This window comes from Paraburkholderia caffeinilytica, assembly GCF_051027425.1.
In the GTDB taxonomy this organism is placed as follows: Bacteria; Pseudomonadota; Gammaproteobacteria; order Burkholderiales; family Burkholderiaceae; genus Paraburkholderia; species Paraburkholderia caffeinilytica_A.
This window is the reverse complement of sequence record NZ_CP186553.1, coordinates 3,243,919-3,268,266: the sequence shown is the minus strand read 5'-3', so window position 1 is coordinate 3,268,266 and position 24,348 is coordinate 3,243,919. Positions and strand designations below refer to the sequence as shown.

The 24,348-nt window shown below is 60.5% G+C and carries 22 protein-coding genes and 2 pseudogenes; 14 read left to right on the top strand and 10 right to left on the bottom strand.

Annotated elements, in window-relative coordinates; all coding sequences use genetic code 11:
* Window positions 1-4 precede the first annotated feature (4 nt).
* The 4 genes from ACOSV0_RS35025 to ACOSV0_RS35010 are packed head-to-tail and all read left to right on the top strand — an operon-like array spanning window position 5 to window position 3,893.
* Window positions 5-847, top strand: coding sequence for an ABC transporter substrate-binding protein (locus ACOSV0_RS35025; protein ID WP_434112448.1), 843 nt, complete (start codon window positions 5-7; stop codon window positions 845-847).
* 42 nt (window positions 848-889) lie between these two features.
* Window positions 890-1,639: an amino acid ABC transporter permease gene (locus ACOSV0_RS35020; protein ID WP_434112447.1), complete on the top strand. Its 750-nt coding sequence runs from the start codon at window positions 890-892 to the stop codon at window positions 1,637-1,639.
* A gap of 25 nt (window positions 1,640-1,664) precedes the next feature.
* Window positions 1,665-3,107: a dihydropyrimidinase gene (hydA, locus tag ACOSV0_RS35015; protein WP_434116006.1), complete on the top strand. Its 1,443-nt coding sequence runs from the start codon at window positions 1,665-1,667 to the stop codon at window positions 3,105-3,107.
* A 36-nt stretch (window positions 3,108-3,143) separates the two neighbouring features.
* Entirely contained in the window at window positions 3,144-3,893 is a 750-nt protein-coding gene (locus tag ACOSV0_RS35010) for a GntR family transcriptional regulator (protein ID WP_434112445.1), read from the top strand.
* A 323-nt stretch (window positions 3,894-4,216) separates the two neighbouring features.
* On the opposite strand, the gene ACOSV0_RS35005 is transcribed toward ACOSV0_RS35010, so the two are convergent.
* Complete coding sequence (locus ACOSV0_RS35005; RefSeq protein ID WP_434112443.1) at window positions 4,217-5,347, bottom strand: porin; 1,131 nt, start codon at window positions 5,345-5,347, stop codon at window positions 4,217-4,219.
* An 826-nt stretch (window positions 5,348-6,173) separates the two neighbouring features.
* Between ACOSV0_RS35005 and ACOSV0_RS35000 the strand changes: the two genes are divergently transcribed.
* Window positions 6,174-7,169, top strand: a complete 996-nt coding sequence (locus ACOSV0_RS35000) for a LysR family transcriptional regulator (RefSeq protein WP_434112441.1) — start codon at window positions 6,174-6,176, stop codon at window positions 7,167-7,169.
* A 171-nt stretch (window positions 7,170-7,340) separates the two neighbouring features.
* Here the strand turns inward: ACOSV0_RS35000 and ACOSV0_RS34995 are convergent, their stop codons facing one another.
* Window positions 7,341-7,694, bottom strand: a complete 354-nt coding sequence (locus ACOSV0_RS34995) for a hypothetical protein (protein WP_434112439.1) — start codon at window positions 7,692-7,694, stop codon at window positions 7,341-7,343.
* A gap of 262 nt (window positions 7,695-7,956) precedes the next feature.
* Between ACOSV0_RS34995 and ACOSV0_RS34990 the strand changes: the two genes are divergently transcribed.
* The 7 genes and pseudogenes from ACOSV0_RS34990 to ACOSV0_RS34960 all read left to right on the top strand — a co-directional run bounded on the left by ACOSV0_RS34990 (window position 7,957) and on the right by ACOSV0_RS34960 (window position 14,175).
* Window positions 7,957-8,199, top strand: coding sequence for a transposase (locus ACOSV0_RS34990; protein ID WP_434112437.1), 243 nt, complete (start codon window positions 7,957-7,959; stop codon window positions 8,197-8,199).
* A gap of 178 nt (window positions 8,200-8,377) precedes the next feature.
* Window positions 8,378-8,848: pseudogene (locus ACOSV0_RS34985) on the top strand (Tar ligand binding domain-containing protein); the annotation flags it as partial.
* A gap of 21 nt (window positions 8,849-8,869) precedes the next feature.
* Window positions 8,870-9,970, top strand: a pseudogene (locus tag ACOSV0_RS34980) (methyl-accepting chemotaxis protein); the annotation flags it as partial.
* A 639-nt stretch (window positions 9,971-10,609) separates the two neighbouring features.
* Window positions 10,610-11,824: a diguanylate cyclase gene (locus ACOSV0_RS34975; RefSeq protein ID WP_434112435.1), complete on the top strand. Its 1,215-nt coding sequence runs from the start codon at window positions 10,610-10,612 to the stop codon at window positions 11,822-11,824.
* 331 nt (window positions 11,825-12,155) lie between these two features.
* On the top strand, window positions 12,156-12,374 hold the full coding sequence (locus ACOSV0_RS34970; protein WP_434112433.1) for a hypothetical protein: 219 nt from the start codon (window positions 12,156-12,158) through the stop codon (window positions 12,372-12,374).
* Between the two features lie 298 nt (window positions 12,375-12,672).
* Window positions 12,673-12,963 (top strand): hypothetical protein, encoded by a 291-nt coding sequence (locus ACOSV0_RS34965; protein ID WP_434112432.1) that lies wholly within the window; start codon window positions 12,673-12,675, stop codon window positions 12,961-12,963.
* Between the two features lie 6 nt (window positions 12,964-12,969).
* Window positions 12,970-14,175 (top strand): MFS transporter, encoded by a 1,206-nt coding sequence (locus ACOSV0_RS34960; RefSeq protein ID WP_434112430.1) that lies wholly within the window; start codon window positions 12,970-12,972, stop codon window positions 14,173-14,175.
* A gap of 307 nt (window positions 14,176-14,482) precedes the next feature.
* Here the strand turns inward: ACOSV0_RS34960 and ACOSV0_RS34955 are convergent, their stop codons facing one another.
* Window positions 14,483-14,824, bottom strand: coding sequence for a zinc ribbon domain-containing protein YjdM (locus ACOSV0_RS34955; RefSeq protein ID WP_434112428.1), 342 nt, complete (start codon window positions 14,822-14,824; stop codon window positions 14,483-14,485).
* Window positions 14,825-15,119: 295 nt separating this feature from the next.
* Here ACOSV0_RS34955 and ACOSV0_RS34950 point away from each other — a divergent pair, with 295 nt between their 5' ends.
* Window positions 15,120-15,329, top strand: coding sequence for a twin transmembrane helix small protein (locus tag ACOSV0_RS34950; RefSeq protein ID WP_133665215.1), 210 nt, complete (start codon window positions 15,120-15,122; stop codon window positions 15,327-15,329).
* A 105-nt stretch (window positions 15,330-15,434) separates the two neighbouring features.
* Here ACOSV0_RS34950 and ACOSV0_RS34945 read toward each other — a convergent pair whose 3' ends face one another.
* Window positions 15,435-15,767 (bottom strand): hypothetical protein, encoded by a 333-nt coding sequence (locus ACOSV0_RS34945; protein WP_434112426.1) that lies wholly within the window; start codon window positions 15,765-15,767, stop codon window positions 15,435-15,437.
* Window positions 15,768-16,119: 352 nt separating this feature from the next.
* Here ACOSV0_RS34945 and ACOSV0_RS34940 point away from each other — a divergent pair, with 352 nt between their 5' ends.
* Window positions 16,120-16,650, top strand: coding sequence for a universal stress protein (locus ACOSV0_RS34940; RefSeq protein ID WP_434112425.1), 531 nt, complete (start codon window positions 16,120-16,122; stop codon window positions 16,648-16,650).
* A gap of 147 nt (window positions 16,651-16,797) precedes the next feature.
* Here ACOSV0_RS34940 and ACOSV0_RS34935 read toward each other — a convergent pair whose 3' ends face one another.
* Genes ACOSV0_RS34935 through hyfB form a run of 6 tightly spaced genes read right to left on the bottom strand, consistent with a single transcriptional unit; the run spans window position 16,798 to window position 23,960 of the window.
* Window positions 16,798-17,325, bottom strand: a complete 528-nt coding sequence (locus ACOSV0_RS34935; RefSeq protein WP_434112423.1) for an NADH-quinone oxidoreductase subunit B family protein — start codon at window positions 17,323-17,325, stop codon at window positions 16,798-16,800.
* Window positions 17,325-18,887 (bottom strand): NADH-quinone oxidoreductase subunit C, encoded by a 1,563-nt coding sequence (locus ACOSV0_RS34930; protein ID WP_434112421.1) that lies wholly within the window; start codon window positions 18,885-18,887, stop codon window positions 17,325-17,327. The genes ACOSV0_RS34935 and ACOSV0_RS34930 overlap by 1 nt, the downstream gene beginning before the upstream one ends.
* Before the next feature lie 3 nt (window positions 18,888-18,890).
* Window positions 18,891-20,351, bottom strand: coding sequence for a hydrogenase 4 subunit F (locus ACOSV0_RS34925; RefSeq protein WP_434112419.1), 1,461 nt, complete (start codon window positions 20,349-20,351; stop codon window positions 18,891-18,893).
* Window positions 20,344-21,003: a formate hydrogenlyase gene (locus ACOSV0_RS34920; protein ID WP_434112417.1), complete on the bottom strand. Its 660-nt coding sequence runs from the start codon at window positions 21,001-21,003 to the stop codon at window positions 20,344-20,346. The genes ACOSV0_RS34925 and ACOSV0_RS34920 overlap by 8 nt, the downstream gene beginning before the upstream one ends.
* On the bottom strand, window positions 21,004-21,954 hold the full coding sequence (locus ACOSV0_RS34915) for a respiratory chain complex I subunit 1 family protein (RefSeq protein WP_434112415.1): 951 nt from the start codon (window positions 21,952-21,954) through the stop codon (window positions 21,004-21,006).
* Complete coding sequence (gene hyfB, locus ACOSV0_RS34910; RefSeq protein WP_434112413.1) at window positions 21,951-23,960, bottom strand: hydrogenase 4 subunit B; 2,010 nt, start codon at window positions 23,958-23,960, stop codon at window positions 21,951-21,953. Before hyfB ends, ACOSV0_RS34915 begins: the two co-directional genes overlap by 4 nt.
* Window positions 23,961-24,348 lie beyond the last annotated feature (388 nt).

Sequence of the window (24,348 nt, the reverse complement as noted above, 5' to 3'; positions counted from 1 at the left end):
TTTCATGTTTTTCCGCTCGCTTGCCCGTCCGTTTCTGCTTTCAGGCGCACTCGCGCTTGCTGCTGCGTCGACCGTTCAGCCGGCCGCTGCCGCGTGCACGTCGTCGATTCCCGCCGACGCGCTGATCAAGAAAGGCGCGCTCATCATGTCGACCAACCCGACGCTGCCGCCGCTGCAATACACCGACGGTTCCGGGCAACTGAAGGGCATGCGCATCGAATTGGGTGAAGAGATCGCGAAGCGTCTGTGCCTCACGCCCGAATACGTAAAGATCGATTTCGACGCGATGGTGCCGGGTCTGCAAAGTGGTCGCTGGGATGTCATCAATACGGGCATTTTCGTGACCGACGCGCGTACCCGCATCATGCAGATGATCCCCTACGAGAACCAGGCGATCAGCATTTCCGCCACCTCGTCGAATCCGTTGAAGATCACGAAGACGGACGACCTCGCGGGGCACACGGTGGGCGTCGAGATCGGCGGCTTCGAAGAGGCGCAGGCGCGCGCGATGATGAAAGACATGACGGCGCGCGGGTTGACGCCTTTCACGCTGCGCACCTTCGACACGTTCTCGATTGCTTATCAGGCGCTGGGCGCCGGGCAGTTGGACGCGGTTGTCTCGATCGATGCGGTAGCCGGCGAATACCAGAAGCGCGGCGGCTTTGCGCGTGTCGTGTCCGGCATTCATCCGACGCCGGTCGCGCTTGCGGCGAAGAGCCCGGCTCTCGCGAGCGCGATCGCCGGCGTGCTCGACGAGATGCAGAAGGACGGCAGCTACCAGAAGCTGTTTGCGAAGTACGGCATGAAGCCGCTCGATGCGCCGATCGCAATCGCACAACCGAAGTGATCGCCGCACGAACACGTTGATTACTTCTGCAGGAGTCAGGCAATGAGCAAAGGATGGAGCTGGGACGGTTTCGCCTCGTATCTGATCAGCCCGTACTTGATCGGCGGCGCGTTTCAGACCATCTGGCTGACGCTCGTGGCGATCGCGGGCGGCCTTGTTCTTGGTTCGCTTATCGCGGTCGCGCGCTTATCCGGAAAGCAGTGGCTATCGGCGCCGGCTGCGTTCTACGTATGGGTTTTTCGCGGGACGCCGCTGCTGGTGCAACTGATCATCCTGTACACGGGGCTGCCGCAGATCGGGCTGCGTTTCTCCGTGATCGAGGCGGCGCTCATCGGCTTGATCCTCAACGAGGCGGCATATCTTGCCGAGATCATTCGAGGGGGCATTGTCGCGGTGCCGCGCGGGCAGACCAGCGCCGCGAAGGCACTCGGCCTGACGGGTGCGCAAACCATGCGCCAGATCGTCTTCCCGCAAGCGATGCGGCTTATCGTGCCGTCGCTTGGCAATAGCGTGAACGGCCTGCTGAAGACGACCTCGATCACGTCGGTGATCTCGGTGGAAGAACTGCTCAGACGCACGCAGGAACTCATCCAGGAACGCTTCATGGTGCTCGAACTGTTTATCGTGGCCGCGCTTTACTACCTGCTGATGACGACGATCTGGAGCTTCTTCCAGCGCAAGATCGAATCCTATTACGGGCGGGGCTATGCCGCGCACGACACAGGCCGAAGCGGCTGGCGCGCGTGGCTCTCGGCGCGCCGCACGCCGCGCGTGGCAGCCCGCTCGCATTGATTACGGAGAAACACGCGTGACCGCTATGTACCAGCCCAGCTTCGACACGGTGATTCTCAACGCACGCATCGCCACGGCGGCCGATCTCTATACCGCCGATATCGGTATTCGCGATGGCGTTATCGTTGCGATCGGCCGCGATTTGCCCAACGGCCGCGAGGCGATCGATGCCAAGGGCCGCTTCGTCACGCCAGGCGGCGTGGATGCGCACGTCCATCTCGATCAGCCCACGTCCGACGGCTCGAAAATGGCGGACGATTTTCTGACCGGCACGCGCTCGGCAGCCTGCGGCGGTACCACGACGGTCATCCCATTCGCCCTGCAGTTCAAGGGACACAGCGTGCGCGCGGCGGTCGAGGACTATCACACCCGAGCCGAGGGTAAGGCATCGATCGACTATGCGTTCCACCTGATTGTGTCGGACCCGTCAGAGGCTGTGCTGAAGGACGAACTGCCGGCACTGATCGCGGACGGCTATACGTCGATCAAGGTCTATATGACCTACGACGACATGAAACTCGACGACCACCAGATCATCGACGTGCTCGCCTGCGCGCGCGTTCATGGTGCGATGACGATGATCCATGCGGAGAACAGCGACTGCATTGGCTGGTTGACCGAACGGCTGCTCGCGGCCGGGCTCACCGCGCCGAAGTATCACGGCGATTCGCGGCCGATGCTGGTCGAGCGGGAAGCGACTCATCGGGCGATTGCGTTGTCCGAGGTGACGGAGGTGCCGATTCTGATTGTCCACGTCTCCGGACGGGAGGCAATCGAGCAGATTCACTGGGCGCGCGGCCGGGGTCTGCCCATCTTCGCGGAAACCTGCCCGCAGTATCTTTTCCTCAGCGAAGAGGACCTCGCGCTCGAAGGCTTTGCCGGCGCGAAGTGCATCTGCAGCCCGCCGCCGCGCGACAAGGCGAATCAGCAAGCCGTATGGACCGGATTGCAGAACGGCATGTTCACGATCGTCTCGTCGGACCACGCGCCCTTTAACTACGACGATCCGCACGGCAAGATGCTGCATGGTGCCGCTGGCGGATTTCATCAGGTGCCCAACGGCATTCCGGGCCTCGAAACACGGCTGCCGTTGCTGTTCTCGGAAGGGGTGCTGGCAGGCCGGATCGACATCAACCGCTTCGTGCAGCTCACGTCGACGAACGCGGCGAAACTGTACGGACTGTATCCGCGCAAGGGTGCGATCGCGGTCGGCAGCGACGCCGATCTGGTGATATGGGATACGGATATTGAACGTACGATCCGCAACGACGAGCTTCACCATGCAGCCGATTACACGCCCTACGAGGGGCGCGAAGTGCGGGCATGGCCGGCGAGGACGCTAAGTCGAGGCGTGACCGTCTGGCTTGACGGGCAGTTCCGCGGACAGCCAGGTCATGGACGGTTTCTGCGATGCGAGCGCCCAGAGGTTGTAACATCGCGGATCAAAGCCGGGGTATCCACCATCTGACGGCGGGTCCGGCGAATACAGGCACTACGCGTAATCATGAAAAAGACAGACACCAAGCCCGCCGTAACGGGCGTGAAGAAGGCGACGAGGAAATCGACAGGCAAGCTGCCGCAGCCGGATGCATCGCCCGTACAGGCAGAGGAAACGCTTTCCGAAACGCGTGTCGCGAGCCTTGGCGAACGCGCCTACCGGCGCTTGCGCGAGATGATCCTGGATCGTGAGCTGGAGGCGGGCGCGCTGCTCAATGAGCTGCGTGTCGCCGACCAGCTGGAAATGTCGCGCACACCCGTTCGCGAAGCGCTGATCCGGCTCACCGGCGAAGGCCTGCTGGTGCGTGCCGACGCGCGCAGTTTTGCGGTGCGCACGGTGTCTACCCGCGAGTTTTTCGAAAGCATGCGGGTTCGTGAAGTACTCGAAGCACAGGCGATCGACCTCGGCATCCAGCGGCTCACGCTCGCGGCGATCGAGGCGCTGGAAGAGAAGGTCCACGCGCTCGAGGTAGGCAAGCATACCGAAGTCGAGCATCGTGAACTGGATGATCTGCTGCACAGGACGATTGCGGAGGCGTCGGGCAATGCCGTACTCGTCCAGATGATCACGATGATGCGGCTGAACGCGCGGCTCTTTCGTGTGACGAGCCATCTTCACCGCCAGCAGGAGAATCACGTCGAACATCTGGCGATCCTCGCCGCGCTCAAGTCGCGTGACAAGGTGGAAGCGCGCAACGCAATGATCAGCCACATTCGCGGACTTCAGGACGACGTTATCCAGGCGATAACGGGGTAACTGCCGCTGGGCCTTATCTTCGAAGGTCCGAATTAAAATATGTATAGTTAGTATATCTATTGAAAAAATAGAAAAGGCGGTTGTTTTGACTAAAACCTCCGTCAATTCGAAGTCGTCAATCCACTGAACAAAGTTACAGTTCCACTTCTCTCAGCATCGCACCGATGATGCTGAACTATCTGCGCGTGGAAAACCCGAATGCAAATGAAAAGGCTGAGCCCTGTGCAATACAGGACCCAGCCCAGTCAACTTTGGCTTTGCGAATCATCCAGCTTTGCGAGGGCCCGTTCGACAACACGGGCTTCTCGTTAAGCCGGACTCAATCAGAACCGGTGGCGAATACCCACGGTCACGGTAGCCTGCTTGCTCGAACCTGAATCGCCCGTTGCCGAACCGATGACTGCTACAGCAGCCGTGCCCGACGCGTCTTGCGTGCCTGATGCAGTCGTGTACGCTGCCCATGCGTAGAAGTCCGTACGCTTGCTGATCGAGTAGTCCGCAGCGACCGCGAACTGGTTATATTTTGCCGAGGAGCTGCCGCTCGACTTCAGGTACACGTAGCCAATTTCGGTCTGCAGCGGTGCCGAGACCTGCCATACGGCGTACACCGAACCCGTGTTGTACTTTTCGGCCGTCGTGAACTTCGAGCTGCCGTCTGCCGTGTATTCGGCGTGGCTGAAGTAGCCGCCCAAGGTCACCTTGCCGAATACGTAGTTGCCGCCGATACGTGCATTGTTGATCGCCGCGGCGGTGGAATATGCGGAGTTGACCGAGGTGTTGAACAGCGAGTCCCACGTCGTGGTGCCGCGGTTCGAGCCATTGCCGTTGCTCAGGTGATAGTAACCCGCTGCCAGGTTGACCGGACCGTTGCTATACGCGGCTGCAGCGGCATAGCTCTGACCCGAACCCAGTGCGCCTGCCACCCCACCCAGCGAGTACATGGTTTCGAACTGGAAGCCGGACCAGGTCGGCGAGGTGTATTTGAGCGAGTTGTTCACGCGCGCGCTGTTGTCGGCGTTGTCGATGTCGCCCGGCGAGATGAATACGCCACCGAGGAAGCCATCGCCCTGAACCGGCTGAACCAGATCAACCAGCGGATCGTATTGACGCCCAGCCGTGAGCGTACCCCACGTGTCGCTGCTCAGGCCGACGAACGCCTGGCGACCGAACATGCGGCTACCTTGACCGAGCTTGCCGGTCGTCGAGTTGAAGCCGTTTTCCAACTGGAAGACTGTCTTGAGGCCACCACCGAGGTCTTCAGAGCCTTTCAGGCCCCAACGGCTGCCGGATTCGTTACCCGACGACATGCTGATCGACTTGCTGCCGCCGTCGTTGGACACGTACGTCAAGCCCGTATCGATGATCCCGTAAAGCGTGACGCTGTTTTGTGCGTGAGCTACGCCGGTTGCGCCGAGCATGGCCAGCGAGAGAGTTGCCAGTGTGGTCGTCTTCATCTGCGTCCTTGAGTTTTGGTTGAAGTGCGGCGTGCAGAATATCCGTCAACAAAATCTTCAAAAAATAATGTTGGCTAAAAACAACCTTAGGTTAGGAATGGAAACTATCTGAATCTTTCCGCTACGAAAAAGAAACCATGCAACGTTGCACAACCAGGACTCCTTCCTCCATTGAATCCAGTAACCGGGCATATGAAGGATCAATGCAACGTACCTTCCCTAACTCCTTCAGCTTCGATGAGAAGGATTTCCCTATAACAGGTACGAGAATTCCTACATGCAACGTCGGGAATATGCAGGAGGAAACGATCGGATGGAGTGGAGCCAGAGGGCATCACCCGGATTCACAAAGTCTCTTCCAGGAAAGGACGCTGATGGAAATTACATGGTGTGAAAGTACTCAATGACGTTAAAAATAAGACGTCAGTACATAAGACAGACTATGTAGGTTTATGGATTGCAGTAGGTCGGGGTATTCCTACACAAGAATCATCCGAAACTTGCTTGGATCAAGTAAACGAGAAGGTAAGAATCACAGCGTGCAAGATAGTGAGAGGTGTTTTTGTTCTGTCAAACTTGGGCTCCCATGTGAGACGGAGTGAGAACGCATAGACTTGCGGGGTTCGCTCCTGAAAGGGCGGGTGACCCTCTCGCTTCAGTTCATACCTTCCCGCACAACCGGGAAATGATTAGTCATAGAATTTCCTCGCATCCTCCAAGCATGGGAAATGCTCATGCCGAGCGGAGTCTGCATACTTGCCTACTACCTGCTGTGTGGTCGATCGGACATGAGGTCGGGGCTTACCTGAATTGCCGAAGAATGTGAATGGACATATTGCAAAGTATCCGCGCCTTCGTGGCCGTCGCGAATGCAAACAGCTTTACCGCCGCAGCGCGACAGATGCGAGTCGGGACGCCACAGGTATCGCGCGCCATCGCGGAGCTGGAGACGCACCTGGGTTTGCGCCTGCTACGCCGCACAACCCGCAGCGTGGCATTGACTGCCGCAGGCGATCGATACCTTGTGCATTGCAAGTTCATCCTTGACCGGTTGGAACTGGCGGAAGCCGAGGCGGCGGGTCTGTGCGCCAAGCCGGCTGGCACGCTACGAATCGGCGTGGATCCGACGTTCGATGCTCACCATCTCGCATGGCTCATTCACGGCTATCAAGCGCGTTATCCCGAGGTAACGGTCCAAACGTCGCTCCTGAGCGGGAGTCTGGATGCAGCTTTGGATATTCACGACACGATACTTCTCTGCAATCCCGTCCCGCAAATCGAGCGCATCGTGTATGAGCGCGTCGGTGCAACCAGTACCGTACTGTGCGCGTCACCGGTTTATCTGGCGAGCCATGGTGTTCCTGAAACAATCAGCGAACTTCGCAGCCACAGGTGTTTGCAAGTCAAACATATGGACGATGATGCCTCCGAGCAATGGCTGTTCGAAGGACTTGCCGGACCCGAAGTGTTTTGCTGCGATCAGGCGCGGGTATTGACTGACACGACCGACGTACTGGTCAACGTAATACAGGAAGGGGGTGGCATCGGGCAGCTATCTCTGGCGCGGGCGCTGCCGGCATTGCGCAGCGGCGTGCTGGTCCGGGTTTTGCCCCAATATCGACTGGCAGCCCGAAACGCATACGTGCTGTGTCCTTCTGCCCGCCATGGCGAGCCTAAGGTTCAGACGTGGTTCGAGTTCGTCAAGGCCGCTTTACCGGGAAGGCTTGTAGAAGATCAGGTTTCGTTGATTTCCCACAATTCGAACATCTCCGAATCGTCCAGGGCTGTTGAAGCTGAGGTCGCCGCGGAGGTCCAGTCATAAAACGTAGACCGTACCAAATCTGTGGCTCTGTCATGTAGGGGGATGACCTCGGTCGGTACGCGCAGATTCCTATCATAAGCGTCCGGGTTGTATAAACCGAAGGTTTCATTTTTTACGGCACTTCCGCGGGCGGCCGCGCCCAAGCCTGACCCAGGTTTTTCCATTACGTCATTACGCCGGCTGCCGTTCGGCGGCAGCAGTGATTACCGGCGCGGAAGCATTGGTAATCGACACCGTCTTTGTCCCCGGTATTCGTCCATTTCGCGCCGAATCGCGCTGGCTACACTCGTCTCTGCGTTTTCGCGCTTGCTTAGACCATCGGGGAAAGAGGGGAAAAACATGAACCACAGTAGTCGACACTGCCTGGTTGCGCGCAACCACGTCCGGCAAATTCTTCTGGCCGCTGCGCTGGTATTTGCCTGCAGTCTGCAAGGCTGCGCCACGTCGCTCGAGACGTTCGGGCTCGGCGCGGGTGTGGGAATAGCCGGCGCGTTCGGCCTGATTAGCTGCGCTATCGGATGCCATTGAGCATCGTCATAGTTCGAGTGACAGTCCGTCGTGTGCCGCCGTGCTGCGGGCAGGTGGCATTGCCGTTCGGCATGCGGAATATCCGTTGATCAGGAATATCGTGAACTGTGGCATGTGAGCAGGATACAGGTCAGTGCGCTCGCTAAGGTGTAGGCATGCTCAAACTTTCGACTGACAGGCGGACAGGCGGGAGACTGTCCTGAAGCGCTGCCTTTGCCCGGCGAACTGCAACCTGCAAGCGTCGCGGCCGATAAGGCTTATGACACCGGCGATATCATCGCGCATCTGCAGCACCTTTGCCGTGCAAGCCGTCATTCCAGACCGTGCTAATCGGCGCATACAGCGTTCGCTGGACAAACAGCTGCATCGCTCCCGAAATCTCATCGAACGCTTCTTCTGCCGCATCATGCAACTCCGCGGCATCGCCACTCGCTGCGACAAGCTCGCACAGCGTTTCTCATCATTTTCCGCTCTGGCCGTTGCCGCCGTCTGGCTAGTCTGAAGGTCAACAGACCTCAGAACGAGGTGCGCGCACGCTTGGCGTCGATCCGTGCCAATGATAATTCTGCCGTTTGAGTTAACCATAAACTCAACGCCCGTTAACCGAAAAAACCGTTAAGAACAGCATCGTCAGGCCGTAAATAAAGGGGTTGCACGATATATTCGTTAAACTAAGGAATATGATGATGCGTCTTTCCATAAAATCGCGGCTGGCTTTGGCGATGGGTTTGTTATCCGCGTTGCTGCTCGTTGTCGGCATCTTTGGTATTGCGGGTATGACCTATAGCAATGACGGAAATCTCGACACCTACACGAACAAACTGCCGAGCGCCAATTTCATCGGTGAAGCGGAGCTGAGCCTGCAGCGCGAACGCACAGCACTTCTGCGCGCCGCGATCGACACATCGTCCGACAAGAGCATCCGCGACAGTGTCGAACACGAAAAGAACTTTCGCGTAATGGCCCGCGCCGCACTTGAAGCATATATGAGGCTGCCCCAGTCGAAGCGTGAGGCCGAACTGGCGCGCGAGTTGATGGTGCAGCGCGCGGCAATGGACAAGGGCGTCGATGAATTCGCGCAGGCGGTGCTCGCCAAAGACGCCCCGCGCATCATGCGAGCAGCGATTGAAAACAATACGCTGTACGGCAGATACCATGACAGCAGTGTCAAGCTACGCGAGTTGCAGATACGGGAAGCACGGCAGGAGTTCGAGACTGAGCAACACTGGTATAACGTTCTGCGCTTGGTTACCGTTACCTCGCTGGCGCTGGGCTTGCTGACCGCCGTCGGTAGCTTTCTGAGTTTGCGCAATGCCATCGCCCGGCCGCTGGGTGCTGCACTTGAACATTTTGAGCGGATCGCGCACGGTGATCTGACACGCTCTGTCTCGGTTGGATCGCATGACGAGATGGGGTTGTTGCTGCGAGGCATCGCAGATATGCAGGAGCATTTGCGGCAGACCGTGCGCAGTGTCCGGCAGGGCAGTGATGCGATTGTGCTGTCTACCGGCGAACTGGCCGCGGGTAACCAGGATCTGTCGGCACGTACCGAGGAACAGGCCGCTTCGCTGGAAGAAACGGCGGCCAGCATGGAGGAGCTGACTTCAACTGTCAGACACAACACCGACAATGCGAAGCAGGCGAGGCAACTGGCCTCCACCGCACGCGAAGTCACCTTGTCCGGCAGCCTGCTGGTGAAGGAGGTGGTTCAGACCATGACCGGCATCAGCGATAGCGCGATCAAGATCGCCGACATCACCAGCATTATCGAAGGCATTGCTTTCCAGACCAATATTCTGGCCTTGAACGCCGCAGTGGAAGCCGCGCGTGCCGGCGAGAACGGCCGCGGTTTCGCGGTGGTGGCCTCGGAAGTGCGCTCGCTGGCGCAGCGCTCCAGCGTCGCAGCGAAGGAGATCAAGGCGTTGATCGGTACCTCGGTCGAGCGCGTTCGGACCGGTAACGAACTGGTGGTGCGCAACGGCACGACCATGGACCAGATCAGCGTATCGATCCAGCGTGTGTACGACATCGTCGGCGAGATCGCCGCTGCGTCGCAGGAACAGAGCCTCGGCATCGAGCAGGTAAATCAGGCGCTCTCGCAAATGGACAGTGTCACCCAGCAGAATGCGGCACTGGTCGAGCAAGCCGCGGCCGCCGCCATGTCGCTGGAAGACCAGGCAAGCAAGCTGCGCAAAACCGTGATCGGTTTCAAGACCGAATTGGCCGCAGGCGAGGTTTTGTCAGATCGGGTCAGACAGCCGGCGCCATCGCCGGTGTTCGCGTTAGCTCGTGAAGCCGTATAAACGGGCAGGGTTGTTGACCGGCATTTCTCGCAATGCCGCATGGCGGTAGAACATCGAACAGGGTCTGTGCCGTCGTGCACCGGATGACTCATTAAGCGCCTTCGTTGAAGGCGATGACTGCAAGCAGGCCACACTACTTCCCGAATGCGTCGATGACTATACGGGCATGTGATCTGAACGACATCGGCGTATACGCTCCCCAACCGCTCACCTCTGCATCGCGGAAGAAAGATCTATTCACCACAGCCAACTTTGTCTACGTGGCAAAAAGCGATGCGTATCGATGTCCTGCCCGCCATGTTCGATTTGTGCAACTCGCCGTACAAACTCGACCGACCTGACCGGCAATCGCCGTGCTCAGCGGCAAAAATGGAGTTTCCGTACACTCTGGACCCAGAAGCGACGCTGGCCGTGCCCAAAAGAAGACGCTTGAGTTGTAATGCGGCTCTGGTAGAAGGCAGGCTGGATCCACGCGTCGTTATGGCATGCGGCTATTCCAGCCTGGGTGCATGCGTTCGAATCCGCGTCGAGGTTTGCTGCTAGCATCGCAGGGCGGAACGCTGCCACTACCGGCGTTATCGGCGCATTTCAGTTACATGGGATAGCCAGGTGATTCTCGATATCCGGACGCTCTACGTTGTCACGGCGGTTGCCTGTCTCGTGCTCGGCGCGCTGCAGCTGGTCGCGTACTGCACGCAGCGGTTTGAGCGCTGGCCGGCATGGTGGGGCCTCAGCAATGTGCTACTGGGATTGGGGACGCTCGGCGTCGCGCTGCGCGGCACGACGCCCGATTTCGTGACCGTGCAACTGGCGAATGTCGTGACGGTAGCCGCTTTCCTGCTGCTGCTGGTGTCCGTGCGTGCATTCGCGCAGCGGCCGCCGCTGCCCTGGTGGGTGGTGACAGGCACTGCCGTATCGCAGGTGCTGCTCTTCGCACTATGGTCCGCGCCAGACGACTTCCGTGCGAGGATCGCGTTCGAATCCATGTTGTTCGCGCTATTCGACTCGGCGGTTGTCCTCGAAGGCGTGCGGCTTGCGCGGCGGCATCGGCTGAAGTCAGCGTGGCTGCTCGCCGGCTGCTTCGGCGCGACTGCGCTGCTGTTTGCGATACGTGCGGCGATGACGGTACGCGGCGCGATCGGCGGCACGACACTGTTTTCTTCGCCCACCGCGACCTACCAGTGGATGGCGGTGACCGGCGAGGTGTTCATCACGCTGCGCGGCTTCACACTGCTGCTGATGGCTGCCGAGCGTAGCCATCAGTTACTGTTTGATCATGCGCAGCGCGATCCCTTGACGGGTGCGCTGAATCGCAGCGGATTGCATCTGTCGTATGGACGGGTGGCGGCCGCTCGCCGTGCGGCGCGACAGGACGACGACGTGCTGTCGGGTGTGGTGTCGCTGGTCGTGATCGATCTCGACCACTTCAAGACGATCAACGACACGCATGGCCATTCGATGGGCGACGATGTGCTGCGATTGTTCGCGACTACTGCGCGCGGCGATCTGCGCACCGGCGACACGCTCGCGCGCTATGGCGGCGACGAATTCGTCGTGCTGTTGCCGCGCACCGCTGACGGTGAAGCCTTTGCGATCGCCGAGCGAATCCGCGTCGCGTTCGCGAACGCGACCGGCTCGCTTGGTGCGCTCGCGGTTCAGCCGACGCTAAGCATCGGCATTGCCGCCGGCAGCCTCGCCGACGACACCCTCGACACGATCCTGCAACGCGCCGACGAGGCGCTCTACCGTTCGAAGCGGGAAGGCCGCAACCGTGTGCGCGTCGCGACGCTGTGTACCGGGGACGACGGACCCAGGGCAGGTTGATCCGGCCCGCAGTGCGAAGTTAAACGGACAGGTTGGGGGGGCACAAAACTCCACATGCAAGGCGGAACCGGACGTTGGACCTTGCAGAATCTCCACTGGGAGTGGGCCGTGAGTATGTGCGCCTTGCGCCGCTAACAGAAACGAATCGCCTCCATTGACCAGGAATGCTCTCACTTCTCCGGATCCATCATATTTTTCAAAATTGTGACGTTCAATGATTTGACATTTTTTATCATAGGCGCATATTGCAACGCAGCAAACTGCGTATAGACTGGAAGAAGAGCGTCTGCATTTGTGCACGCCCAGTTTTGATATAACGGAAAAATGCGCCATGACGACTTTCCAGTCTTCATATACCCCAACTGTCCCTGCATTGCATGTCTTCGAGCAAGCCGGTGGCTGGCATTGGGGCATCACGGTCCCGAGAGTGCTGGGATGCGGATTCAAGTTGATTGCGTTCAGTGAGAGAACCTTCCCGGGTGAGGCCGCCGCACGCACCGACGGAAGGCAGGCGCTGGCCAGCCTTGGAGATAACGGCGCGCACAACTGACTCGCCGCAGTCGCAGCTTGTAACCAATCTTCAATGGGAGAAGCAGTTCCCGGCCGCGCTGGACGGTTCTTCATTGGGGTACCATGACAGGTAGCCGGACTGTACCCTGTACCCCGCTACTTTCCACCTCCTTCACTCGTCAGCGATGCATAAGGACGCCTTGTGCCGGTGCCGGGAATGCGCCCGCAAGCAATACGCGTTGCGTCGCCTGCGTCTTGCAACCGACTGTCTCATGTTCGCAGATTCGGACGTCGAGAAAACTCGCGCTGCTCGTGGGCAAATGCCTAGGCGAGTGAAATTGGCGATCGCCACTTTTCTGCATTCGTCAAAGGACACCCGGGACAGATCGGATCGCCAGATAGCTGACTTGCGGTGTCAGTTCGTGGCGGCGGCCGATGAACAGCAAGCGGCGCCGACACACGTCGCGGCGCTGCAAGAGTGGAATATTCCGTTAGTGCCGTACCGCTTCGATCTTCCGATTCAGTATTGCCGGATCTTCGCCGGTCCGGCAGTCGTCAACAGGGCGACTCGCATGTTCCGCTCGCCAGCTGGCAACGGTGTGTCGCAATCGGACTCCCTCTACGTGTGACACGCTATGACTCCGGACACATCTTCCGCCACCAGGATCGCCATTCCCCGCACGGTTTGGGCGCTCGGCTTCGTGAGCCTCTTCATGGATCTGTCGTCCGAACTCGTGCACGCGTTACTGCCGATTTTCCTTGTGACCACAATGGGCATGAGCGTAACCGCGCTCGGGGTGCTCGAAGGCGCGGCGGAAGCGACCGCACTGATCGTCAAGGTGTTCTCCGGACCGCTCAGCGACTGGCTCGGGCGACGCAAGGGGTTGCTGTTGCTGGGCTACGGGCTGGCGGCGCTGACCAAGCCGTTGTTCCCGCTCGCGACCACACCCGCCTGGGTCGTCACGGCCCGGCTGCTTGACCGCGTCGGCAAGGGCATTCGCGGTGCACCGCGCGATGCGCTGGTCGCCGACGTGGCGCCGCCGGAGATCCGGGGCGCCTGTTTCGGTCTGCGTCAGTCGATGGATACGATCGGCGCGTTCCTCGGACCCGCGCTCGCCATCGCGTTGATGTTCTGGTTTGCTGACCACATTCGTACCGTGTTGTGGTTCGCGGTCGTGCCTGCTTTCATCGCAATCGGTCTGATCGCGTTCGGCATCCACGAATCGGGCCATGCGCCGGCAACGCGTACCTTCCGCTCGCCTTTGCACTGGCGCGCGCTGCGCGAGTTCCCGGCGCGCTACTGGTTCATCGTCACCATCGGCGCAACGTTCACGCTTGCGCGCTTCAGCGAAGCGTTCCTCGTGTTGCGTACCCAGCAGACGGGTCTGGATCTCGCGTGGATTCCCGGCGTGATGGTCGTGATGAGCCTCGCCTATTCGCTGTCGGCCTATCCGGTCGGGGTGCTCTCGGACCGGCTGGATCGTCGTATCCTCCTGGCACTCGGCATGCTGCTGCTGATCGCCGCCGATCTGCTGCTCGGCATGGGCCAGTCGGTTCTGTCGGTATTTATTGGCGTCGCCGTGTGGGGCCTGCACATGGGTTTCACGCAGGGTATCCTCGCCGCGATGGTGTCTGAGACAGCTCCCTCTGCGCTGCGCGGGACCGCATTCGGCGTGTTCAACCTGGCGTGCGGCCTGTGCATGCTGCTCGCGAGCGCGCTGGCCGGCTGGCTGTGGGACCGTTTTGGCGCATCAACAACCTTTCTCGCCGGCGCGGCGCTCGTCGTGGTGCCGCTGCTGTTGTGCTGGTACGCGCCGCGACAGGCAGCCTCGCGAATCTGATCGGGGCGCGCTGGCTCGGCGGGGTCATTGTGCTGGCAGGCGTACTGGTCGCCTAGACGCGGGGCTTTCTCGGGGTTCACTTCCCGCCGGACATGCCAGGCGCGGTCGTGGTGGCGGGTGTGGGTTTCGACGCAGTGCTTGCGACTGAACTCGAATTTCGCGGTGACCGGTTCCCTGGCCGCCTGGCTTTGCCGAACTGTTGGGGGCCGGCGAAAGAGCAGCGGCCGCATCGACGTCAATTTTCACTACACGAAGCTTGACGACGACACGGCGCTAGCGAACCACATTCATGTGCTGCGGACCTGGGTCACGCCTTCTTGACGAATTCCGATTTCAGGCTCATGGCGCCAAAGCCGTCGATCTTGCAATCTATGTCGTGGTCACTGTCCACCAGCCGGATATTTTTTACCTTTGTGCCCATCTTGATCACGCCAGCCGAACCCTTTAGTTTCAGGTCCTTGATGACAGTGACAGTATCTCCATCCTGCAAGACATTTCCGGCTGAATCGCGATAAACCTTGTCAGCCGTTTCGGCCTGCGCGGCTGCTTGCGCCGACCATTCATGCGCGCACTCCGGGCAGATGTAGACACCCCCATCTTCGTACGTGAACTCGGAATTGCATTTTGGACAGGGAGGCAAGGCGCTCATTTGAAATCCTCGGTGCCAGACGACGGCAGTGAAAACGTAAAAGTATAGCGCTGTCCGGTGGCTTGTTCATCCCCGCCACGCTTACGGTGCCAATGTGATTGCGCACTTTGGTCGCTGCATCGTCAGTTCGGCTGGCAGTGAGGGGAAACACAAGATCATTCTCTCTACCCGTCGTGACCGGCCGATGGATAGGCGGTGCGGCATCGCGTCACGGGTACGCTCGCACGCGGACCCTATAATGCGATCCTGATCTTCCTGTCCCGGATCTGCCTCGTTCCACTAAAGCTAGCAAACCATGCATATTCTCGTCCCTATCGCGTTCGTTCTGATCATTGGCAGCATGGTTTCGGCGCTGTACTTCATGATGCATGATCGAGGCACGACGCAGAGAATGGTCTGGTCACTGGCGACGCGTGTCGGTCTGTCGATTACGCTTTTCCTGTCGATCCTTTTTGCCCACTGGATGGGCTGGATCCAGTCCACGGGAATTCCTTTTGGCCGCTAGTGTGCGGCGTCTGGACGGCCGGAAAAAGCTATCGAACCCTATCTGGTCCGGATTCAGCGATGGCCGCCAGCAGGCTGCTCCCGGAGTTTCAGCCAGTAGCCTGACTCAAAGCCGGTCTGCCTTCACGAGCGCGACCAGTCTTGCCCGTTCCGCGGCAACGTCTGCCTTGTTTTCCGGTGGCCACTCAAGAGTAAGTCCGTCGTCAAGCGACTGCCGGACTAGCGACGAATAATCCCATTTACTCAGCCTCCCCGACTTTAGTGCATCCGCAATATCGCGCCGGAGATCGAGGGGGAAGCTCGTATAGGCGCTCGACAATGCCGCGTACTGTCGCGCATCGATTTCGGCCGACGCGTGAAACGAGGCCCAGAACACGACGGCGACAATCGCCATGAATGGCACCGCCGTGTAGCGGAGAATGAACTTGACGGGCGTCATGACGGATTTTCGGAAAGACGCTCGAGCCATCACTGTGCTGGCTCAACGTTTCGTTTTGCGTGTGACATCGGCAGGCGTCAACCGATGGAAGGACGGCCTGCGACAAGCCGCAGGCCGTGAGTCAGGCGCACCCCGATCGGACTGGAAGCGACACCTAGCCTCGCTGGAATATATCCAACCTTGGGCCGGTTCGTGCGCGGCACTTTGTCACAGAAATCAAACAACCTGCTGGACATTTTCAAGCTGACTATACTGAAAGAAATCGCCTTGATTCAGAGGCGTGCGTGCCTGAGACGCGGCAGACTTTCAAACAGGACGTAAGGCGATTTGGCCTGGCCGCTGGGAGAAACGTATGTTCAAGCATCTGCTGGTGCCGACTGACGGGTCGGCCCTTTCCGACGCCGCGATCCAGATGGCGGTGAAGCTTGCCACAGAAAGCGGCGCCAAGGTCACGGGGCTCCATGTCATCCCCGAATTTCATGTCCTGGCGTATGGCACCGAAATGATCGCGGACACCGAGGACCAGTTCATTCAGGTTACCCGACAGCATGCGGATAACTATCTTCTGGTCGTCACAAAAGCGGCCACCCAGGCCGCTGTCGAGTGCGATACGGTTATCAGGAACCACGCTCACCCGTACGAGGCAATTATCAACGTTGCAGCGCAACGAAACTGTGATCTCATTGTCATGGCGTCCCACGGCCGGGGCGGCATGCGTGCCTTGCTGCTCGGCAGTGAGACCCAGAAGGTGCTGACGCACTGCCAGATTCCTGTTCTCGTCGTCAGGGAGACGACGCAAACCGGCGCGAGCCACAGTGTGGAATCCGGCACGCCCGCCACCAACACAAAACCTTCTCCGCCCTCGACGTTCATCGTCGCCTGAGGTTTGCCGGCCGGCACGTTCAGTCCGCGTGCCTGCTGGTCCCCGCGTCCACGCCGCCACGATCACGATGGCGCCGGGGACCGGGGCGCTACTCATGCTCGACCGCCAGGACGCGGGACAGCGCGGGAGGTATGTCATGGCCGGTGATCATGGCGCGAGCGTCGTGCGTTTCACACGAAGCGCGGCAAGAATGCCTCTCAGGATATCGACGGGTGGCGGCGGGCAACCCGGTATCGTGACGTCGACAGGAATAAAGTTCGAGAGCGGTCCGCACACAGCGTAGCTTTCCCTGAACATGCCACCGGTGCAGGCGCACTCGCCGGCAGCGACAACCAGCTTCGGATGCGGTGTTGCCTCGTAGGCCTGCAATACCGCTTCCTTCATGTTCAATGTCAACGGGCCGGTGACCAGCAGCATGTCGGCATGCCGGGGACTCGCGACGAAGCGGATACCCAGACCTTCGATGTTGTAGTACGGATTGTTGAGTGCATGGATTTCCAGTTCGCATCCGTTGCAGGAACCCGCGTCGATTTCACGAATGCACAGCGCCCGGCCGAGCACGTCGAGTATTTCCTGCTGGATACGGTGGCCCTCGGCCCGCCATGCATCATCGCCCAAGGGCACGCGTTGATCCGGCGTGCCGGTTTTCGCGATCTGTTTGAGAAGTTGCCACATTACAGGTCGTGTCCCGCGTAGTTCAGATTGAACGACTTGTTGATCAGCGGGAAATCGGGAACGATGTTGCCGATGATCGCGTGTTCCAGAGCCGGCCAGTTCTGCCACGACGGATCATGGCAGTGACAGCGCAAAATGGTTCCGTCGGCTCCGGTCTCGAGTGCGACGAAGACATCACCGCGCCAGCCTTCGATCCAGCCGACCCCACAGGATGGCGAGCCGCCGTATTCAATCCGGGAGACGATTTCACCGCCCGGCAGATCGGAGAGGAGGGTCCGGATCAGCCGGATGGACTCGTAGATTTCGTTGAACCGGACCGCGACCCGTGCTGCCACATCGCCCCGGTCATCGCTGATTATCTGCGGTTGAATCTCCTGGTATGGCGCGTAAGGGTGATCAACACGCACGTCAATTTTCCTGCCGCTCGCCCGCCCGACCAGCCCACACACACTGAAGTGCTCCGCCACTTTCGTGGAGAGTACTCCCGCGCCCGCGAAGCGGTCCTGCAGACCCGATTGATCGTCGTAGATACGCTGCATCTCATGCACTTGCGCGTCAATCTGGTCGCACTGCGTCTGCAGTGCCGTGATGAACTGCGAGTCGAGGTCCGATGCCACGCCCCCGGGAACGATCCGGTCCATCAGATAGCGATGCCCGAATGCCCGATCGTTCAGGCGCAACCAGTCTTCCTTCAGCCGGGAAAACTGTGCGAGGCCATACGCGAATCCCGCGTCGTTGCCGAGCGCTCCAAGATCACCCAGGTGGTTTGCAATGCGCTCGCGCTCGAGCAACAGCGCGCGCAGCCACTGCGCGCGTGGCGGAATCCGCCCATTCAACGCGCGCTCGACCGCCATGCAATAGGCCCACGTAAAGGCGACCGTGGTGTCTCCGGCGATGCGTCCCGCGAGACGGTGTCCGTCGAACGCGGGCACGTGCTCGAACAGCCGCTCGACTCCCCGGTGCGCATAGCCCAGCCTCTCCTCGAGGCGCAGCACCTTTTCGCCGACGACCGAGAAGCGGAAGTGTCCGGGCTCGATCACACCTGCGTGGATCGGACCGACGGCAATCTCGTGGACACCGTCGCCATCGACGTGGACGAACGGATAGTCCGCTTCCTGGGATTGAAACCGCTCGGTCCCGGAGGACAATTTTTGCAACGGAAAGTAATCGGCAGGCCAGTTGCCATGATTCAGCCACGGCCGTGTATCTTCGGCGCCGATCGCTCGCAGCCCGACCAGATCGTAGACGGCCCGTTGCATGCGGGTCGCGCATGGAAAGATCGCCGATATATCCGGGTATCCGTCGCTGTTCCCATACCCGTCGCCTACCCGCAACTGAAGCCACAGAATGCCGTCTTCCAGCGCGTAAGCCGCGGAGATCGCGAATGTGCCCGGAGTTTCTTCGGCACCCCAGAGGGAGATCAGACGCCCCCCCGTCTCGCGCACGGTGCTGGCGGTGCGGGTCCACGTGCCGGAATCGACACGCGCGAGAAAAGCCGACGACTTGCCCGCAAACGCGGACAGGCGGACCTGGTCGGGAAACCCGAATGTCTCGATGCGCATATGTCACCCCGCGATCATGGCCGCCGCCTGCCGATACCACGTCGCAAGATAGGGCGGAATGTAGAGTCCCAGCATCAACCCGATGCCAAGATGGACAAACACCGGCAACAACGCCGGCGGGTGTTCAAGAACCTTGGCCGTCGTGTCCCCGAACACCATACCCTGCACGCGCACGAAGATAGCCGCGAATGCCACCGCAAGCGCGAGCAACAGGAAGGGCGTGGCCCACGGGAGTTTGCTCATTGCGGTCGTCAGGATCAGGAACTCGCTTGCGAAGACGCCGAACGGCGGCATGCCGAGAATCGCGAGCGCGCCGAGCATCATGCCCCACCCGACGGTTGGGCTCACGCGCAACAAGCCGCGGATGTCGTCGATCGCCTGGGTGCCGGCCTTCTGGGCCGCATGCCCGACAGTAAAGAAGATGGCCGACTTCACAAGAGAATGCACCGTCATGTGGAGCAGACCCGCAAAGGTCGCGAGGGGGCCGCCAAGCCCGAAGGCGAATGTCATCAGGCCCATATGTTCGATCGACGAATACGAAAAGAGCCGCTTGACGTCTTTCTGCCGGAACAGTGAAAAGGTTGCGATCAGCACCGAGACCAATCCGAAGCCGACCAGCAGGTGCCCCGGCAGGCCGTTCTGGAGTGCGCCATCGGCCAGCACTTTGCAGCGCAGCACCGCGTAGAGCGCGACGTTGAGCAGCAGCCCGGACAGCACGGCTGAAATCGGCGTGGGGCCTTCGGCATGCGCATCGGGCAGCCAGTTGTGCATGGGCACGAGGCCGACCTTGGTGCCATAGCCGATCAGCAGGAACACGAACGCGAGCGAAATGATGGTTGGATCGAGGTTCCCTTTGACCGCGTTCAGACTGGTCCAGAGCAGTGCATCGCCGCCGCCGAGCTGCCGGCTCGCGGCGAGATAGAGAAGGATCGTGCCGAACAGCGCCTGCGCGATGCCGACGCCGCACAGGATGAAGTACTTCCACGCGGCTTCGAGACTTGCCGCGGTGCGATAGACGCTGACGAGCAGGACCGTCGCGAGCGTGGCGGCTTCCATGGCGACCCAGAGGATGCCCATGTTGTTGGTGAGCAGCGCGAGCAGCATCGCGAAGATGAACAGCTGATACATGCTGTGGTAAAGGCGCATGCGCGGGCCGGTCATCTTGCCCCGATCCCGCTCGATGCGCATGTACGGCCGTGAAAAGATCGACGTGGTCCAGCCGACGAACGCCGTCAGCGCAACGAGAAACACGTTGAGCGGATCGACGAAGAACAGCTTGCCCAGCGCGAACGCCGGCCCGTGCGCCACGGTTTGCACGGCGAGCAGCGCGGCGGCCGCGAATGTGAGGAAGCTGAAGCCGACGTTCAGCTCGGCCGCGACATGGTGCTGTCCCACGAGCGCGAGGCAGACGCCTGCGAAGAGCGGGATTCCGAAAACCAGCAACAGTACCCAGGCTTCAGTCATCTTTGAGTTTTTCAAGGTGATGAATGTCCAGACTGTCGAACTGCTCGCGGATCTGGAACATGAACACGCCGAGGATCAGGATGCCCACCAGCACATCGAGTCCAATGCCGAGCTCAACGATCATCGGCATGCCGTTCGTGGCCGCGGCCGCAGCAAAAAACAGGCCGTTTTCCATCGACAGGAAGCCGATTACCTGAGGGATCGCCTTCGCGCGCGTAATCATCATCATGAACGACAGCAGCACGCAGGCGAGTGCGATGCCGAGCGTGCCGCGCGCGACCGACGAGGCAAGCTGGCTGATCGGCGACGCGACGTTGAACGCGACGATCACGAGCACGATGCCGATCAGCAGGGTGGCGGGAATGTTGAGAAGGGACTCCACATCCGTTTTGACGTTGAGCCGTTGCACGAGTCTGTAAAGTATCCAGGGAATCAGGCCGACCTTGAGCGCCAGGGTCAGTGCGGCGGAGATATAGAGGTGTACGTCGGCGGTGACATATCCCAGGATGACATTGGCTGACACGAGTGTCAGGCCCTGCAGCGTGTACAGATGAATCAGCGACAGGATCCGGCGCTGGCTGAGCATTGCAAACGACAGCAGCAGCAGGATCGCGGCGAGGAAGTTGATGATCTGCGTGGCGAATCCGTGCATTCACGCCCCCAGCAGAAAGTGAACGAGCATCCCGATGACAGCCAGCAGGAACGCTGTCGCGAGAAACTCCGGCACGCGGAAAATGCGCATCTTCGCGTTGGTCGTCTCGACTACCGCAAGCGCCGCGCCACCTATCAGTAACTTGATGAACAGCGCGGGTATCGCGAGCAGCAGCGCTGTCGGGTTGCCGGCCTCCGCGATGCCCCACGGGATGAACAAGGCGAGCCCGATGCAGGAGTACGCGAACAGTTTGAGGCTCGCGGCCCATTCCATCAGCGCCAGATGCCGGCCGGAATATTCGAGGATCAGCGCCTCGTGGATCATCGTGAGTTCGAGGTGCGTGGTCGGGTTGTCGACCGGCAGACGTGCGTTTTCAGCGAGCGACACCATCGTGAACGCGATCCCTGCAAACGCGAGACTCGGATAGATCGCCAGTTCGCGATGGCTAAGCGTGGCGACGATGCTGGTCAGCAAGGTCGACTGCGTGATCAGCGACGCCGAAAACAGGACCATCAGCAGCGCAGGCTCCGCGAGGAAACCCACCAGCATCTCACGACGCGCGCCGAGCGTACCGAAGGCGGTGCCGATGTCCATCGCGGCCAGCGAGATCGTCACGCGAGCCAGCGCGAAAAGCCCCACCAGAGCGATCGCGTCCGCGGCCGGCGAGAGCGGCAGATCGGTCGAAAGCGTGGGCACGATCGCGCAGGCGAGCGTCATGCATGCCCAGACGACATACGGCGCGCCGCGGAATATGGGGCTGGCATGGTCGGCGACGACCGACTCCTTGTTGAACAGCTTGTGAAGCATCCGGTAAGGCTGCCAGATGCTCGGCGCCCGGCGGTTCTGCAAGCGGGCGCGGCACATGTTGACCCAGCCCGTCAGCAGTGGGGCCGCCGCCAGAGCAAGCAGGATCTCCAGCCCCTGGGAGAGCAATCCGGAGAGCGTAATCATCGTCTCACCAGCATCAGCAGCACGATCAGCACGAGAAAGCTGTGCATCAGATAGACGGCGATGCGACCTGTCTGGAGCAACCCGGCCAGTGCCGCGACGCGCCTGACCAGCCGCTCGATCGGCGCATAAATCAGCGCCCACGCCCGATCCGTCACGGTGACGCTGTACACGGGGTGGCTGTCGAATGGAGAGGGTAGCTGCCGTTCGATCCTGAACAGCGGAGTGAAGATCTCACGGATCGGCTGCCCGAAACCTTCTGCCGTGTCCTGCATGCGCGCGTTCACGAACGGAAAGCCACAGGCCCAGGGTGCCGCCCGCCGCAGGCGTCCATGGTAAAGACGGCGAACCAGCAGCCACCCGAGCCCGCAACAGGCAAAGAAGAACAGCAGGAAAACCAGCGGCATGTAGCTGGCACGGCCCACACTGGTGGGTGCGAGCAGCAGCCAGCCGTTCCGTGCGACGGTGGATCCGATGCCCGCGCCAACCAGCATCTGCGTGACGCGATCCAGAACGATCACGAACTGCACCGGCAACAGCCCGAGCAGCACGCATGTCGCTGCGAGCCACGCGAAGCCGACGCGCTCCCACGGACTCGCATCCCGTGCCTCGCGTAACTTCGCTTCGCGAGGTTGACCGAGAAAGACGATGCCGAAGAACTTGACCATCGTGTAGCCCGCGAGCGCGGCCACGAGAGCAATCAGCGCGGCCACGAGCGGCACCACCATATTCAGGAACGGGTCAGGCAGGCCGGGGGTGAACAGAAAGCTCTGCAGCAGCAGCCATTCGGAGACGAAGCCGCTCAATGGCGGCAGGCCCGCACTGGCAAACGCGCCCACGAGAGCGGCCCACGCCGTCCACGGCATGAAACGGATCAGGCCGCCCAGGCGCCCGAGATTGCGCTCGCCTGTCGCGTGGAGCACGGAACCGGTGCCGAGAAACAATAGGCTCTTGAAGGCCGCGTGGCTGGCGATCTGGTAGAGCAGGGCCGTCATCGACAAGGCGGCCAGCGCGTTCATCCCGTACGCGCGAAACAGGATCGCCAGCCCCATGCTGACAAACATCAGGCCGATGTTGTCGATCGACGAGTACGCAAGCAGCCGCTTCATGTCCGTCTGGATGGCGCTGAATACCACCCCGAACAGCGCGGTGAAGAGTCCGAGCATCAGCATGAGCACGCCCCACCATGCGATCTGTACGTGCAGCAGGTCGAACACGGTGCGCAACACGCCATACAGGCCGGCTTTCAGGACGAAGCCGCTCATGAGGGCCGACACCGGTGACGGTGCTGCCGGATGAGCCTCAGGAAGCCAGACATGCAGCGGAAAAATGCCCGCCTTTGCGCCGAAACCGAACAGCGCCAGCAGAAACGCGACGGACGCCCAGAACACGTCCAGATGCTGCTCGCGCATATTGGCGAACGTGTAGTTGCCGGTATTCGCCTGCAACAGGCCGAAGCACAGCAGGAGCGCGAGTGCGCCGACGTGGGAGATCAGGAAGTAGAGCCAGGCCGCCCGGCGGATTTCAGCGACGCGGTGACTGGTCATCACCAGGAACGTGGCCGACAGCGTCATCGTCTCCCATGCCACCATGAAGCAATACGCATCGTCGGCCAGCAGCAGTACCGCCATGCTCGCGAGGCACACGTGATATTCGAAGCACAGCAATCCGGGTGGCGTGCCTTCGCCCTTGCGGAAATAACCGGCGGAGAACGCGCTTACGCCCGTGCTCACCACGCCGAGCACAGTGAGGAAATACGCTGACAGGCTGTCGAGCCTCAGATGAAACGGCAGATCCGGCAAGCCGAGCGGCAGAACGGCCTGCTGGGGATTTGAGAAAACGCCGGTCAGGCCCAGCCCGCACAGAAGCAGACCGAATATGGCGCCGAGTGGAAACAGGCCGTGTGCCACCACGCGTGTGCGGCGCAGGTTCGCGAGTCCCAGAACCCCAACTACCAGCCAACCTCCGACCACCAGCAGCATGTAATGGACGACCAGCAGATGTTCCATCGGCGTTGTCTCCGGTGCCGTCAGACGTCCTGTTCGACGGTCAGTGTGTTGGGCGAGGGGTATCCCGGAACGGCCTCTGCCCGCTGATGACGTTCCATTTTTCTGACATACCGGTACAGGCCGAGTCCCATCGATTTCGCGATGGCTTTCGCGCGGGCGTAGAGGTCGAGCCATCCCGGTACGGTCTTATGACGACTTTCACGCGCCCGGGCATCCTGCCTCGCATCCCGCTACATATCCCCTTACGCAACGAGATGCCCGCTATGCGGTGCTTTTCAAGCGTGTCATCAAACGGCATGGCACATCTCCTCAATGCGGCGCGCCTCGGCGTTCATCCGGCTGCCGGGCCCCCGCCGTCCCCGTCACCATGAACCGCGTCGCCGCTGCA

Coding starts and splice junctions, on each gene's coding strand:
- ACOSV0_RS35025 (WP_434112448.1), top strand. CDS start 5: ATGTTTTTCCGCTCGCTTGCCCGTCCGTTTCTGCTTTCAGGCGCACTC.
- ACOSV0_RS35020 (WP_434112447.1), top strand. CDS start 890: ATGAGCAAAGGATGGAGCTGGGACGGTTTCGCCTCGTATCTGATCAGC.
- hydA (WP_434116006.1), top strand. CDS start 1,665: ATGTACCAGCCCAGCTTCGACACGGTGATTCTCAACGCACGCATCGCC.
- ACOSV0_RS35010 (WP_434112445.1), top strand. CDS start 3,144: ATGAAAAAGACAGACACCAAGCCCGCCGTAACGGGCGTGAAGAAGGCG.
- ACOSV0_RS35005 (WP_434112443.1), bottom strand. CDS start 5,347: ATGAAGACGACCACACTGGCAACTCTCTCGCTGGCCATGCTCGGCGCA.
- ACOSV0_RS35000 (WP_434112441.1), top strand. CDS start 6,174: ATGGACATATTGCAAAGTATCCGCGCCTTCGTGGCCGTCGCGAATGCA.
- ACOSV0_RS34995 (WP_434112439.1), bottom strand. CDS start 7,694: ATGGCATCCGATAGCGCAGCTAATCAGGCCGAACGCGCCGGCTATTCC.
- ACOSV0_RS34990 (WP_434112437.1), top strand. CDS start 7,957: ATGACACCGGCGATATCATCGCGCATCTGCAGCACCTTTGCCGTGCAA.
- ACOSV0_RS34970 (WP_434112433.1), top strand. CDS start 12,156: ATGACGACTTTCCAGTCTTCATATACCCCAACTGTCCCTGCATTGCAT.
- ACOSV0_RS34960 (WP_434112430.1), top strand. CDS start 12,970: ATGACTCCGGACACATCTTCCGCCACCAGGATCGCCATTCCCCGCACG.
- ACOSV0_RS34955 (WP_434112428.1), bottom strand. CDS start 14,824: ATGAGCGCCTTGCCTCCCTGTCCAAAATGCAATTCCGAGTTCACGTAC.
- ACOSV0_RS34950 (WP_133665215.1), top strand. CDS start 15,120: ATGCATATTCTCGTCCCTATCGCGTTCGTTCTGATCATTGGCAGCATG.
- ACOSV0_RS34945 (WP_434112426.1), bottom strand. CDS start 15,767: ATGACGCCCGTCAAGTTCATTCTCCGCTACACGGCGGTGCCATTCATG.
- ACOSV0_RS34940 (WP_434112425.1), top strand. CDS start 16,120: ATGTTCAAGCATCTGCTGGTGCCGACTGACGGGTCGGCCCTTTCCGAC.
- ACOSV0_RS34935 (WP_434112423.1), bottom strand. CDS start 17,325: ATGTGGCAACTTCTCAAACAGATCGCGAAAACCGGCACGCCGGATCAA.
- ACOSV0_RS34930 (WP_434112421.1), bottom strand. CDS start 18,887: ATGCGCATCGAGACATTCGGGTTTCCCGACCAGGTCCGCCTGTCCGCG.
- ACOSV0_RS34925 (WP_434112419.1), bottom strand. CDS start 20,351: ATGACTGAAGCCTGGGTACTGTTGCTGGTTTTCGGAATCCCGCTCTTC.
- ACOSV0_RS34920 (WP_434112417.1), bottom strand. CDS start 21,003: ATGCACGGATTCGCCACGCAGATCATCAACTTCCTCGCCGCGATCCTG.
- ACOSV0_RS34915 (WP_434112415.1), bottom strand. CDS start 21,954: ATGATTACGCTCTCCGGATTGCTCTCCCAGGGGCTGGAGATCCTGCTT.
- hyfB (WP_434112413.1), bottom strand. CDS start 23,960: ATGGAACATCTGCTGGTCGTCCATTACATGCTGCTGGTGGTCGGAGGT.